The following is a 13,070-nucleotide window of genomic DNA, read 5'->3' on the forward strand; positions in this document are numbered from 1 at the left end:
TTACATCGCGGGCATAATGGCGATATCGCGGACGTTTGCGCCGTCGATCTTGCCAGCCTCCGTGGTCGCACCGGTTTCCAGATTAACCGTGTGGAAGCTGCCCTCGATCACCAGCCAGGCTTCATTGCCACCCTTGCCATCTGAGGCGATGTCAAAGCCAGCCTCGGTCGGCATGACGCCAATTTCGCCGACAGCGTTCAACACACCATCATTTGGTGGGTCCTGCAGCACCAACCAACCGGCCTTGCCATCGATGTTAAAGAGCTGGGTCTTTTCCGTGCCGGCGTAGGAATTGGTGTAAGCGCCCGCGATCACATTTGGGCTCGCACCGTCCGCGTAGCTGTGGCTACCATCGGTGACGGTTTCACCGGTATCAACAGTGACGCGTAGGCTGGTGCCATCGCTGCCCATGACACGCAATTTGTCGGCAACTGGATTGAAATCAACGGTCGCTGAGACGCCATCTGCGAGTTTCGTCGCCAAAGTGCTGACCTTGGTGGCGACACCGGTTTCGGGGTCGATAGTGGCGAGCGTGCCATCGGCGAACACACCATAAAGCATCCCGTCTGCGGGGCGAACGTCGATCCCGAGAAGACGCCCATCAACGCCTGTTACATCGATCGACCCCGTTTCAGTCCAGCTTTCGGTGTCGAGCCAGTGAAGGGTGTTTTCGCCTGATAGGCCAACGACATTTGCGGCCATTGCGGGTGCAGCAAAACTGGTGAGCAGCAGTGCTGCAGTGAGGGTTTTAAGCGCAGTCATCTTGGGTTTCCTTTCGGTGTCATCGAACTTGCGGATCGGGCAGGGGCCTCGATGTGCAGAAGGGAGACTGCATCGACGAGGCCCCGCCGCGAGCGATTAGCTCGCTGGCATCAGCACTTTGTCGATGACGTGGATAACGCCGTTCGACTGGATCACATCAGCGATGGTGACGGTCGCGGTGCCACCGGTTTCATCGGTGAGGGTGACCATGCCGTCGGTAACTTCGGCGGTGAGCTTGCAGCCGCCAAGGGTGTCGATGACGTGCTTGCCGCTACCGTCTTCAACCATCTTGATAACGTCCGCAGCGAGGGCCTTGGCGCCAACCACGTGGCAGGTCAGGACCTTGGTGAGCATGTCCTTGTTTTCTGGCTTCAGCAGATCTTCAACCGCGCCTGCTGGGAGAGCATCAAAGGCAGCGTTGGTTGGAGCAAAGACGGTGAAAGGACCGGCACCCTGCAGGGTTTCCACCAGACCTGCTGCGGACACAGCGGCCACGAGCGTGGTGTGGTCAGCGGAGTTCATGGCGTTTTCGACAATGTTCTTGTCCGCGAACATTGCAGCGCCGCCCACTTCTGGATTGTCCTGTGCCAGTGCTGCACCGGCAGTGGTCAGAGCAAAACAGCCTGCGATAAGGGTCTTCGAGATCATGTTCATGGCGTTCCTCCATGTGTAGATCGCCTCAGGATTGAGGGACATAAACAGACACGAGAGCAACGGCAGATAAGTTTCAGCCCCACGCATTTTGTTTTGCCTAGGGCCAGTAAGGTGCCGAAGTAAAAGAGAAAAAAGTTAGATTTCGAGGAGATCGCCTAATGCGACAACGTCCCCGGTCGGTTGCCCTGTCGGCGATCCGCCCGGCGGTTCAACGCTGATCGCCATGTGGGCACGATTGTTAAGCAACGCTCTCACGCTGTCGTTAAGGGGCATACGGGCTGCGCCGCCCACAGGGATGACGCCGAGCGAGGTTGGAGCAGCGTCGCCTTCCGCGACCCAAAGCTCAAAGACCTGCCCCGGGGCGGGTTCGCCTGCAAGATGGGCGAGCCGGATCTCGCCGCTACCCGCGTCGTAAATGGCCATATAGCGCACTTCGCTTGTGTCCGCTGCCAGCGAGGCCAGGATGCTGGTTTGGGGCGCCAGCGGCGTCTGCATCATGGGAAGAGTGACGGCCACAAGGAATGCCGCCGCGATACCAGCGGCAAGGCCGCGCCATAGCGCCAAACTGCCCCAAAAACCCTTGCTCTGAGGCGCGCCGGCGACGCCAAAGAGATGCCTGTCGAGTGCGGTCTTCAAACGTGGCGATACATCCTGGGGCACAAAACCCTCGGTGAGCGGGGCTAGGCGCTCTTCCCAAGCGTAGACGGACTGCGCAAATGCTGCGTCGGTTTCGACCCGGCGCGCGAGCATCGCCTGTTCGCTCGCGGGGAGCACACCAAGAGCGAATTCGGCCGCAAGAATATCGTCACCGCCTTCGGGCAGATCGTCATCTTTGATCACGCTCATCGCTCCAAGCACTCCTTCAGTCGCATCAGGCCACGTCGTAGCCATGTGCGCATGGTGTTCAGCGGAACCGCATAGCGGACCGCCAGATCCGCGTAGCTATCGCCTTGCATATAAGCTGCACGCAGGGCGCTGGCCTTTTGCTCTTCCAGCTCGGCTAAGCACCCATCAAGTTGGGTGGCTTCACCAGCGGCAACAGACTGCGCCTCGGGATCGGGGCTCGGGTCTTTCACGGCCAAAGCCGCATCGTCGATCTGCCCTAGGCCCTCACGCCGCGCCCGCAACCGGTCAATCGCGTGGTGTCGGGCCACGGCAATCAGCCACGTCATCGGGCTTTGTCCGGTCACCGCAAAGCGATCTGCTTTGAGCCAGATTTTGACGAAAACCTCCTGCAAGGCGTCCTCAGCTTCGGCTCTGTTGTTTAAGACACGTAGGCAGGTGCCAAAAAGTTTCGCAGCCGTTGCGGTATAGAGCCGATCGAATGCTGATCGGTCGCGCAAGGCCACCCGGAGAATGAGCCCGCCAATGTCGTCTCGCACAGTGTTTGTAGACATGCGTCCTCCGGGGAAACTGCGGGGCAACTATGCGGGCGCCCGATTGGACGTGCAAGTCACACTCATCTTCGGCGCCAAAATCGGTTCTTTACGGTGATCAAAGTCGATTGGATCACACCAAAAAATTCGCCCAGAACGAACGTGTTCGACCCGCTAATATCCCGTAAGTCATTGATTTTTCGTTTGAATGAAGTTTCTGCAGCACGCGCGCGTAAAAACCAATCCAGTGCAGATCGCTCCCCGTAATTGTCGCAGCTCCAATGGTTGGAGCCCCAGACAATGGAAGGTGCATTCTATGATGACGCTTCGTACTCTATCGGTTGCTGCAGTACTCGCATTTGGCTCCCTGTCGGCTACGGCTCAAGACGCAATGTTGGCGAGCACCAGCACCGTGGTTGAAACCGCTATCGGTTCGCCAGATCATTCGACTCTCGTTGCAGCAGTTCAAGCCGCTGGTCTTGTGGACACCCTCAATGGCGAAGGCCCATTCACCGTATTCGCGCCCGTGAACGCAGCCTTTGACGCGCTGCCAGCTGGCACTGTTGAAACTCTGCTGAAGCCAGAAAACAAAGATCAGCTGACTGGCATCCTCACCTATCACGTGGTCGCTGGCGACATTCATGCCGCTGACCTTATCAAGCTGATCCAGGACAACGGCGGTACTTTTAAGGCGGCAACTGTTGCGGGTGGCGAGCTGAGCTTTAGCCTCGATGGCGAGACCGTTAAGATTGCCGACGCAGCAGGTGGTTCTGCAAGCGTCACTACAGCCGACATCGACGCTTCCAATGGCGTTATCCACGTGGTCGATGCCGTGCTTCTTCCGGCAAACTAACGATCAAAGCCATGTGACGGGCTGGACAGTGCTTCAGCCCGGCACCACCATGGTCTAGAACTCAAATCTAAGCGTAACCACAAATCAGGGAGTGCGCGCATGCAACGCCGATCATTTGTTTTGTCACTGGCCGCCCTCTCTGCCGCTGCATTCCCTATGCGTGGCGCCTGGGCCGCTGATGGCGAGTTCCCCTTCAGCCTGACCGATGAGGAATGGCGGGATCGCTTGGACCAAAAAGCCTATATCGTTCTGCGTAAAAAGGGCACCGAACGCCCCTATACGTCGCCATTAAACGAGGAAAAACGCGCCGGAGTGTTCCACTGCGCTGCCTGCGATCAGGCCCTCTTCGTCTCTGAAACCAAATATGACAGCCACACCGGCTGGCCGAGCTTTTATGATTTTATCCCCGGCGCACTCGGCACCGAGGAGGACCTGACGCTTGGCATGATGCGCATCGAGGTCCATTGCAGCAATTGTGGCGGGCACCAAGGCCATGTCTTTGAAGATGGGCCAGCGCCAACCGGTCTGCGCTATTGCATCAATGGTATCGCTATGCGGTTTGAGCCGAGCGCCTAACCCATTGCGGGGTGATGTCGAGCCAGTTACTTTCGGGTCGATCTCATCATGGCCTATTCTCGCATGAAAATTACCATCGTTCAGACCGGCGCTGTGCCCAGCCACCTGCAAGCTGAGCACGAAGACTATCCGCAGATGTTCCGCAAAATGTTTGGCTCGACCGGCGTTGAGGGCTTCACCTTTGACGACATCGATGCCTGCGCGGCAGACGCCTTGCCCGATCCGACGACGCTTGATGCCATTTTGATCACCGGCTCGCCTGCTGGTGTCTATGAAGATCACAATTGGCTCGATCCGCTTCGTGCGTTCATCCGCTCGGCCTATGCGGGCAACATCCCCATGCTCGGGATTTGCTTTGGTCATCAGATTATCGCGGACGCCTTGGGTGGCGAAGTGCGGAAGTCAGAAAAAGGCTGGGGCCTTGGTCGCCACACCTATTCCGTTGCCAATGATCTCCCCTTTGCCCGTGAGCTGCCCGCCGTCATCAACGTCGCTTGCTCGCATCAGGATCAGGTCATCACGCCACCGTCTGAGGCGCGTGTGTTTCTCTCGTCGCCCTTCGCGCCCAATGCCGGACTGACCTATGCCAATGGTGTGACCCTGACACTCCAGCCGCATCCCGAGTTTGAAGACAGTTACGCGCAGGCCTTGGTCGAAATGCGCCGTGGTCGCGCAACCGACGATGTTATCGAGACGGCGCTTCAATCTATGCGGATAAATTCCGATAGCATGGCGCTGCGCCACACGATTATGCGTTTTTTTAGCGCTGCGAGCAGTTTGCGATAAACAACGCTTAACCAACTATGGTTCAGCATGACGCGATTTCTTGTGGCGTCAGTGATTTACCATGGCTCGTTTGCGGCAGTCTTCGATCACCCAGAAGCTCGTGGGTGTGTTTCTGGTATTCGGTGCACTTGTTCTCGTTTTTGGCGGCGGTGCGCTGTTTGAACTCTACCGTCAGGGCAACACGAGCGTCATCGCTTGGTTGGTTCTGGCGGGTGCCTCTGCGGCCGCGGGCTGTACGGCTGTCTTCTTCTTTTTCCAGCGTTTAGTCGCCCAGCGCCTTCGGACTCTTGTCGGCATCACAGCGGCCCTCACCTCGGGCAATCGCGAGATCGCTATCCCCAAGCAAACGACTAATGACGAGCTGACCGTCATGTTCGATGCCTTTGAACGCTTCCGTGCGGCGCTGATCGAGCAGGTTGCGCTCTATGCGGCCGAGCAGGAACACGTTGCCCAAGAAAACAAGCGACAGGTCGACGCCAATCACCTCACCACCGACTTGCGCGACACTATTCGCGCGGTGATGCAGGGGCAGTTGAACCGCCGGGTCGATGCCCATTACGAGCAGGCGGACCTCCGTCAGCTCGCCGTCGAGGTCAACGGTCTTTTGGGTGCGATGGACAGCGGCCTCACCAGCACCGGCCTTGTGCTCTCGGCACTGGCCCGGGCTGATCTCTCTAAGCGCGTCGACGGCGAGTTCACCGGAGCCTTCGCTGACCTCCGCGACAATACCAATGCTGTGGCCAATCGTTTGGCCAGCGTCATGGGCGATCTGCAGTCCACGTCGTCACGTTTGAAAACGGCCGCCGGGGAAATCCTCGCCGGTTCTGAAGACCTCTCGCAGCGCACCAGCCGTCAGGCCGGCATGGTCGAGCATACCTCCGCCACTATCCAGCAGTTGGCCACAACCGTGGAGGCTAATGCCACGCGTGCGGAAGACGCCAATAGAGCCGCTGAAGATGCCTCACGCATCGCGGTCGAAAGCGGCTCGGCTATGGAAACGGCAAAGCTGGCGATGGAGAAAATCTCAGCGTCCTCGTCCAAGATTTCCAAAATCATTGGTTTGATCGACGATATCGCGTTCCAAACCAATCTTCTGGCACTCAACGCCTCGGTCGAAGCCGCTCGGGCAGGGGAGGCGGGTAAGGGCTTTGCGGTCGTCGCCATCGAGGTGCGGCGCTTGGCCCAGTCCGCTGCCGAGGCATCGGCCGAGATTAAACACCTGATTGATTTGTCTGCGGGTGAAGTGCGCTCTGGCACTCAGATTGTGCTGCAGATCGGCGAGCGGATTAGCGCGCTGAATGCGTCAGTCCTCGAAAGCGCTTCGGTGATTGCTGAAATCACTGCGGCGGGACGGCAGCAGTCGCGGGCCATTGGCGAGGTTAATGTCGCCATGCAGCAAATGGATGAGATCACGCAACACAATGCGGCCTTGGTAGAGGAGACCAACGCCACCATCGAACAGACCGAAGCCCAAGTGGATGAACTAGACCGGATCGTTGCGGTCTTTACCATCGCAGAGGTGCGGTCCGGGGGGCAAAAGATGGGGCGGCGGGCCGCATAAAAAAGGGGCGCTTCGGCGCCCCTTTTGCATTTCTATTGGGAGGGCTGTTAGCTTTCCAGCAGCAGCGCGATTTCGCTGCGCAGGTGCTCCATGCCGTCACCCTTCTCACTCGAGGTGAGAATGACGTCTGGGTGGGCCGCAGGGCGCTTGGCGATGGCTGCCTTGGTCATAGCAATCACAGCCTCCAGATCCTTGGCCAAAGGCTTGTCGATCTTGGTCAGCACGACCTGATAGCTCACAGCGGCGCGGTCAAGCTCGTTCATCACCGAGATGTCGTTGTCCTTGGGGCCGTGGCGGCTGTCCACCAGAACATAAACACGGCGCAGGGTGGCGCGGCCAACGAGATACTGGTGAACCAGCTTGGTCCATGCCTTCACCTTAGGTTCAGGCGCCTTAGCGTAGCCATAGCCGGGCATGTCGACGATGCGCAGGGGTTCGCTCTGGCTCTCAAAGATATTGAGCTCCTGCGTACGCCCTGGCGTGTTGGACGTGCGTGCCAGGCCCGAGGTGCCGCACAGCGCGTTGATCAGGCTCGACTTGCCGACGTTGGAACGGCCCGCGAAGGCGATCTCAACACGGTCCATGTCGGGCAGGTCGTTGAGGCTGACGCAGCCCTTGGTGAAGATAATCGGGCGCGCAAACATCAGGCGGCCACGCTCGATGATATGGGGCGAAAAGTCTGGTTGGGTCATGTCGATCCCCTTAAATATCAGAGCCCGCCGGGTTTACCGGCGGGCCCATTGTTTCGTTGCGTGGGCTTATTTCTTAACTTCAGCTGCCGGTTTTGGCTTGCGCTTGAAGCTATCGATGATGTTGCCGAACAGGTTCACTTCAACGCCGTGGCGCTTCATGATGAACCACTGCTGCGCCACCGAGAGGGTGTTGTTCCAAGCCCAGTAGATCACCAGACCAGCTGGGAAGGTCCCGAGCATGAAGGTGAAGATCACTGGCATCCAGTTGAAGATGGCTGCCTGGGTTGGATCTGGTGGCGGCGGGTTCAGCTTCATCTGGACCCACATGGTGATGCCCATGATAACCGGCCAAATGCCAAGGTGCAGGAAGCCACCGATGAGTGGAGCCGCAGTCGGATCCCAAGGAATGAGACCAAACAGGGTGAAGATGTTGGTCGGATCTGGTGCAGCCAAATCCTGAATCCAGCCAAAGAATGGCGCGTGGCGCATCTCAAGCGAGATAAAGATAACGGTGTAGAGGGCGAAGAACACCGGAATCTGCAGCAGCACAGGCCAGCAACCAGACAGCGGGTTGATCTTTTCCTTCTTGTACAGCTCCATCATCGCCTGCTGCTGGGCAGCACGGTCGTCCTTGAGACGTTCCTGGATGGCCTTCATTTCTGGCTGAACGCGGCGCATTGCAGCCATGGAGGCGTACGAACGGCTTGCCAGCGGGAAGAACAGGGCCTTGACGATAACGGTCACAGCGAGAACGGCGAGACCGAAGTTACCGAGAACGCCATAGAGGGTAACCAGTAGCCAATGCATTGGCTTGGTCAGGAAGTGGAACCAGCCCCAGTCGATCAGGAGTTCGATACGGTCAAAGCCGTACTGTTCCTGATAGGCGCTGATGACGCGATCTTCCTTGGCGCCAGCGAAGACATAGGCTTCGTGGCTGATGGTTGCGCCAGCTGGGATAACAACAGGCTGGGTCTCAACATAGTTGGACTGATAGACGTTCTTGCCGTTCTGCTGGTTGTAGGCAAACCGCGCATTGATGCTGGTGCCAGCCTTTGGCAGGACAGCGGTTGCCCAATACTTGTCAGCAATACCGAGCCAGCCAGTGGTCGAGGAGAAGTCGACCTGTGGCTCGCCATGCAGATCCTGGTACTTGCGCGCAACATAGTTGTTCGAGCCCAGAACGCCGATCGGACCTTCATGCTGGATGAAGAAGTTGGCGACCTTCGGGTTACCGTGACGGATAACGCGCGAATAGGGGAACAGGGTGATGTCGCCCGCGCCGTTGTTTTCAACCGACTGGGTGATGGTGAAGAGGTAATAGTCGTCCAGCGCGATGGTGCGACGGAAGACGAGGCCCTGACCATTGTCCCAACGAAGGGTCACTGGGGTGGTGGCGGTCAGCGTTGCCGCATCGCCTTCTACACTCCACTGGGTCTGGCCATCAGGCACGACGACAGTCGAACCGCTGGCCGGAACAAATCCCTGCTCGATGAAATAGGCGTCCTCAAGACCGGCTGGCTTGAGAAGCGCAATGATAGGAGAATCTGGTTCAACCGTTTCGCGATACTGCTTGAGCGACAGGTCGTCGATGCGTGCGCCGGTCAGGTTGATCGAGCCTGCAAGGTCGAGCGTGTCGATCGAGACGCGCTCAGTGGCCGCAAGAGCGGTGTCGCGGTCCGCATAAACGAGCGTGTTTGGATCAGCCACTGGTGTGGTGCCATCGGCAGCCACGGTCGGCATAGCGAGATTTTCCGCTTCCGCCTGTTGGGCAGCGCGAATCTCAGCCTGACGCTGTGCCTGCTCGAGCTGGGGCCCGTTTACAAAGATCTGCCAGCCGAGCAGCACCATCATGCTGAGCACTACGGCTAGTATCACATTACGATTGTCAGAATTCATCATCTGGCGTTCCGTTGGCCGCGGCTCTGTCCTTTACGCTTTTCAGCTTCAGGATCGTGCACGCGGGTAATGAGGGAGCCGAGATCGGCAACCAATTTGGCGAACGGCAGGCTTATAGCCTCTCGTCGCGCCAGAAGCACATAGTCATGTCCGGGATGAAAGTCACGCGCGCAAGCATCCGCGGCGGCGCGTAAGCGGCGCTTTATGCGGTTGCGCTCGGGCGAATTGCCGATTTTTTTGGTGACAGTGAAGCCAACCCCAGCATCCTCCTGCGGGGCGGTAACCACTTGCATCCCAAACGCAGAGCGCCCGGCGCGATTGCCCCGGGCAGCTCTTTGAAATTGCGTGCGCCGCTTGAGGCGGCGCAATTTAGCTTTCGACTGAGAATCGTCGGCCGTCATCCGGCCACCAATCCTTAGGCGGTCAGCTTCTTGCGGCCGTCTGCACGGCGGCGATTGATAATCGCACGGCCGTCCTTGGTTGCCATACGTGCACGGAAACCGTGACGACGGGCACGCACGAGCTTGCTGGGCTGGTATGTACGCTTCATAACATCAGACCGCGCTCGCGCACGGTTCCTCTAAATTCTAGCTGCTAAACGCAGGAATTGTCTTTGGGGCAGGCCCACGAGACCCACCTACAGGCTGGTGCGGTCTATAGGGAAAAGCTGACATCAAGTCAACGCGCCTCATGCCTAAAGCCGCGAATTCAGCAACAGTTGTAAACCGAACCAATCACCCTCATAAGTGAAGAAACCTTATACGCCTAGGAAGATATGGCTGAACCTCTTCGACCTGAGCTGTGCATTATTGGCGCTGGTGCGCTGGGGATTGCGTTAGCCAAATATGCCCAGAGCTTGGGTGCCAACGTCGTTCTGGCCAGCCGAGAGGCTGCAGAATCGGGCGATAATCCTCATTTAAACCTGCATTTGGCAGCTTTAGGCGCCAGTGCGGGCCTCGTGTCTGCCTTGCGCAATGGCCAATCTATGGGGCTCACCTCCGTTGACGCAAAGGTGAGTGTCAAAGCGGTTCAAGAGCGCGCCGCGCGCATTGTCGAGGCGGCGAAGGCGCAGGTTGCGCCCTCTACCCTTGCGGCCAGCGACATCGAATTTGTCGCAGGTCCGGTACAGTTCTTGGATCAGCGCACCATTGTTGTCGGCGAAAAGCAGATTCGTCCTCGCAACACGATTCTGGCTCTGGGCGCGCAATGGACGGTGCCACCGATTCCAGGCCTTTCAGAAATTGACTATCTCACGCCTGAGGCCTTGCTGGAAAACACGCGAAAGCTTTCGCACCTTCTGGTTATAGGCGGGTCTGGCGAGGCGTTCACCATTGCCCAGATTTATGCCCGCCTAGGCTCAATGGTCACCCTAGTTCCGCAAGGCGATGCTCTTCCCGGATTTGATCGGGAAACGGTCAATCTTCTCCTCGCCGATTTGCGGCGCGAAGGTGTACGCGTTTTTGAAGGCGCCTATGTGCAGTCCATTCATCCTCGTACCCAAGGCACGGGGGCGACTGTTGCCCATCCCAATGGCGACATCGAATCTCTTGATCTCTCGCATGTCGCAATTGCCGGTACGCGACACACAATGAGCGATGGTCTCGACCTCGATAAGGCGCGGGTACGCTCGCTGCCGGGGCTTGAAGCGCTGTTTGCTTCTGCCTCTTTGGGCGAAACGACCAATCCGCGTGTGCGGGTTGTCGGCTATGCGGCTGGCATGCCCCATTGGCAGATGGCGCTCGATCATGGCCGCGCGGTTGTAGACTCTCTTATACAAGGGCAAACCACAAGGCGCTGGCAAGGTTCGGCCCGCATGGTGGGAACCGACCCCGTCATCATCGAGATCGGTACCGTCCCTGATGCAGCGAGCATCGCCAAAGCTGGTTACAAAATTTACCGCTCCAATCTGGCCGAAAATGAATTGGCTCAAGCCGCCGATAAGGCGCGTGGGCTCGTCAAAATCATTACGCGCGCCAATGGCTCGATTGTGGGCGTCAGCGCGGTTGGCCCAGGGGCGAGTGAAATCTGCAGTGTCCTGTCATTGGCAATGGCTGCGGACATGCCAATCCAACGTCTCGGAGAGCTGCCGAGCCCTCAGTTAAGTTATTTATCAAACATAATTCGGCTGGTGGCGAACCAAACCACGCCCAAAACCGTATCTTGGGTAGATGTCCAATTGCGCACCTTACGAAAGCACCTGCCTTGGTAAGCTGAAAACGCGCAGTCGCGGGATATCTAGGTCAGAATGGAAAACTTGGTAACCGCGCTCAAGCGACGCTTTTCAGGACTGTCCTACCAGTTGATCACGACGATCACCTGCGTGATTCTGCTTGTCGCGGTCGTGATCTATCTGCCCGCTGTCGCCAGCTATCGCACAACTTGGCTTGAGGATCGCGTTCGTATCGGCGTCACCGCCACACGTGTTCTCGATGCCGTCCCCGACGTGCTGGCTTTGCCGCGTGAGTTGACCGACCGCCTCTTGGATTCGGCGGATGCCTTGGCGATTGTTTACCGCCGCGAAGGGCATTCCCAACTGATTGAACATGCCGAGCCTACGCAGGTGCGCAGCGTGGTGGTGGCCGATCTGCGCGATAATGGCCTGATCCAGTCCATTGTTGGCGCGCTCGACATCTTGTTCTCGACAGAGAACCGCACCTTGCGCGTGATTGGCGCGGCTGATGAGGGCGATACGCTTGTCGAGCTGCTCATGCCCGAGCGTCCGCTGCAGCGGGATCTTGTCGACTTCTCGCGCTCTATCGCACTGGTCTCGGCCGGCATTGCCGCCGTCACCGCCTTTGTTCTCTATCTCTTGGTCAGTCGGCTCTTCCTCGCGCCGGTCTATCGCCTCACCAATAATATCCTGCGCTTCCGGCAGGCGCCCGAGAATGCTGCGCTCATCTTAAAGCCTACCAAGCGCAAGGATGAGATCGGGATTTTGGCGCGTGAGCTTTCTGCGATGGAAAGCGAACTCTTCACCATGCTGCGTCAGCGACGCCATTTGGCTGACCTTGGCTTGGCTGTTGCCAAGATCAATCATGATCTGCGCAACACCTTGGCCTCCGCCCAAATGCTCTCCGATCAAGTGGCGACGCTCGACGATCCAAAAGTGCAGCGTCTCGCGCCGCGCCTTGTGACAACGCTGGATAAGGCCATCGGCTTTGCGCAGTCCGTTTTGGATTATGGTCGTCAGGCGGAGTCTATTCCCAATTTTGAAGCGGCCAAGCTGCGGCCTTTGGCGGAAGACGCAGCATTTGAGGCGCGCCTCATCAATCATCCGGGCATCAGCTTTATCAATGCCGTGCCGGACCAGCTCACGATGACTGTCGATCGGGGACAGTTCTCACGCGTCCTCGTCAATCTCCTAAAGAATGCCCGCGAGGCGCTCGAAACCCAAGCGGCCGATGCGCCGGACAATCAGGTGCAAGTGGATGCTCGTGTGGTGGGCTCTCATATAATTGTCTCCGTTAGTGATAACGGTCCGGGCCTGCCCGAGCGCGCCAAGAATAATCTCTTTGTTGCCTTCAAAGGTTCTGCGCGGGCAGGGGGCACGGGACTGGGTCTCGCCATTGCCCGAGAAATCACTGAGGCGCATGGTGGGCGGCTCACCCTCGCCAACGCCCCGATTGGCACGCGTTTCGATATTGCTATCCCCATTCATCCACAGGCAGTTTAATCGATCACAGTGAAATTTTTCCTGCCCTGCTTGCCAATCCCGATAACGCACTGTAGGTAATGCGCATCTTCAGAGGGGCGCCGCAGACGCGGGGTTCTAAAGAAGATGAAGCCACTAAAAATGGCATGCGCGCCCGTAGCTCAGCTGGATAGAGCATCAGACTACGAATCTGAGGGTCGGACGTTCGAATCGTTCCGGGCGCGCCATTTACATCACTTCCTGTGATGCGACGATGTTGAAA

At 58.0% G+C, this 13,070-nt stretch carries 14 protein-coding genes and 1 tRNA gene; 7 read left to right on the forward strand and 8 right to left on the reverse strand.

All coding sequences use genetic code 11. The annotated features are described in order from the left end of the window. The 4 genes from JHC09_RS11595 to JHC09_RS11610 all read right to left on the reverse strand — a co-directional run bounded on the left by JHC09_RS11595 (position 1) and on the right by JHC09_RS11610 (position 2,813). Positions 1-762 carry a DUF4394 domain-containing protein gene (locus tag JHC09_RS11595; protein WP_199532055.1) on the reverse strand — a complete coding sequence of 254 codons (762 nt, stop codon included), beginning with the start codon at positions 760-762 and terminating at the stop codon, positions 1-3. A 96-nt stretch (positions 763-858) separates the two neighbouring features. Beyond that, positions 859-1,416, reverse strand: a complete 558-nt coding sequence (locus JHC09_RS11600; protein ID WP_169195991.1) for a fasciclin domain-containing protein — start codon at positions 1,414-1,416, stop codon at positions 859-861. A gap of 135 nt (positions 1,417-1,551) precedes the next feature. Further along, positions 1,552-2,262 carry an anti-sigma factor gene (locus JHC09_RS11605; RefSeq protein ID WP_199532056.1) on the reverse strand — a complete coding sequence of 237 codons (711 nt, stop codon included), beginning with the start codon at positions 2,260-2,262 and terminating at the stop codon, positions 1,552-1,554. Continuing rightward, positions 2,259-2,813, reverse strand: coding sequence for a sigma-70 family RNA polymerase sigma factor (locus tag JHC09_RS11610; RefSeq protein ID WP_199532057.1), 555 nt, complete (start codon positions 2,811-2,813; stop codon positions 2,259-2,261). The genes JHC09_RS11605 and JHC09_RS11610 overlap by 4 nt, the downstream gene beginning before the upstream one ends. A gap of 295 nt (positions 2,814-3,108) precedes the next feature. Between JHC09_RS11610 and JHC09_RS11615 the strand changes: the two genes are divergently transcribed. The 4 genes from JHC09_RS11615 (at position 3,109) to JHC09_RS11630 (ending at position 6,568) form a co-directional block, all read left to right on the forward strand. After that, on the forward strand, positions 3,109-3,645 hold the full coding sequence (locus JHC09_RS11615) for a fasciclin domain-containing protein (RefSeq protein ID WP_199532058.1): 537 nt from the start codon (positions 3,109-3,111) through the stop codon (positions 3,643-3,645). Positions 3,646-3,801: 156 nt separating this feature from the next. Further along, positions 3,802-4,221 (forward strand): peptide-methionine (R)-S-oxide reductase MsrB, encoded by a 420-nt coding sequence (msrB, locus tag JHC09_RS11620; RefSeq protein WP_248308992.1) that lies wholly within the window; start codon positions 3,802-3,804, stop codon positions 4,219-4,221. Positions 4,222-4,269: 48 nt separating this feature from the next. Then, positions 4,270-5,007: a type 1 glutamine amidotransferase gene (locus JHC09_RS11625; protein ID WP_199532060.1), complete on the forward strand. Its 738-nt coding sequence runs from the start codon at positions 4,270-4,272 to the stop codon at positions 5,005-5,007. A 61-nt stretch (positions 5,008-5,068) separates the two neighbouring features. Beyond that, the gene (locus JHC09_RS11630; protein WP_199532061.1) at positions 5,069-6,568 is read left to right on the forward strand and encodes a methyl-accepting chemotaxis protein; all 1,500 of its coding nucleotides are present in this window, start codon (positions 5,069-5,071) and stop codon (positions 6,566-6,568) included. 47 nt (positions 6,569-6,615) lie between these two features. Here the strand turns inward: JHC09_RS11630 and yihA are convergent, their stop codons facing one another. From yihA to rpmH, 4 genes are all read right to left on the reverse strand, one after another. Then, complete coding sequence (yihA, locus tag JHC09_RS11635) at positions 6,616-7,260, reverse strand: ribosome biogenesis GTP-binding protein YihA/YsxC (protein ID WP_199532062.1); 645 nt, start codon at positions 7,258-7,260, stop codon at positions 6,616-6,618. Positions 7,261-7,326: 66 nt separating this feature from the next. Continuing rightward, on the reverse strand, positions 7,327-9,156 hold the full coding sequence (gene yidC, locus JHC09_RS11640; protein ID WP_182396032.1) for a membrane protein insertase YidC: 1,830 nt from the start codon (positions 9,154-9,156) through the stop codon (positions 7,327-7,329). Beyond that, positions 9,156-9,557, reverse strand: a complete 402-nt coding sequence (gene rnpA, locus JHC09_RS11645) for a ribonuclease P protein component (protein ID WP_169195984.1) — start codon at positions 9,555-9,557, stop codon at positions 9,156-9,158. The genes yidC and rnpA overlap by 1 nt, the downstream gene beginning before the upstream one ends. A 14-nt stretch (positions 9,558-9,571) precedes the next feature. Then, positions 9,572-9,706, reverse strand: coding sequence for a 50S ribosomal protein L34 (gene rpmH / locus JHC09_RS11650; protein ID WP_169195983.1), 135 nt, complete (start codon positions 9,704-9,706; stop codon positions 9,572-9,574). Positions 9,707-9,931: 225 nt separating this feature from the next. Here rpmH and JHC09_RS11655 point away from each other — a divergent pair, with 225 nt between their 5' ends. The 3 genes from JHC09_RS11655 to JHC09_RS11665 all read left to right on the forward strand — a co-directional run bounded on the left by JHC09_RS11655 (position 9,932) and on the right by JHC09_RS11665 (position 13,035). Further along, the gene (locus JHC09_RS11655; RefSeq protein ID WP_199532063.1) at positions 9,932-11,365 is read left to right on the forward strand and encodes an FAD-dependent oxidoreductase; all 1,434 of its coding nucleotides are present in this window, start codon (positions 9,932-9,934) and stop codon (positions 11,363-11,365) included. A gap of 36 nt (positions 11,366-11,401) precedes the next feature. Beyond that, positions 11,402-12,829, forward strand: a complete 1,428-nt coding sequence (locus tag JHC09_RS11660) for a HAMP domain-containing sensor histidine kinase (RefSeq protein ID WP_199532064.1) — start codon at positions 11,402-11,404, stop codon at positions 12,827-12,829. A 129-nt stretch (positions 12,830-12,958) separates the two neighbouring features. After that, positions 12,959-13,035: transfer RNA gene (locus tag JHC09_RS11665), tRNA-Arg, on the forward strand. Positions 13,036-13,070 lie beyond the last annotated feature (35 nt).

The sequence above is a fragment of the Devosia sp. MC532 genome, from assembly GCF_016461625.1.
In the GTDB taxonomy this organism is placed as follows: domain Bacteria; phylum Pseudomonadota; class Alphaproteobacteria; order Rhizobiales; family Devosiaceae; genus Devosia.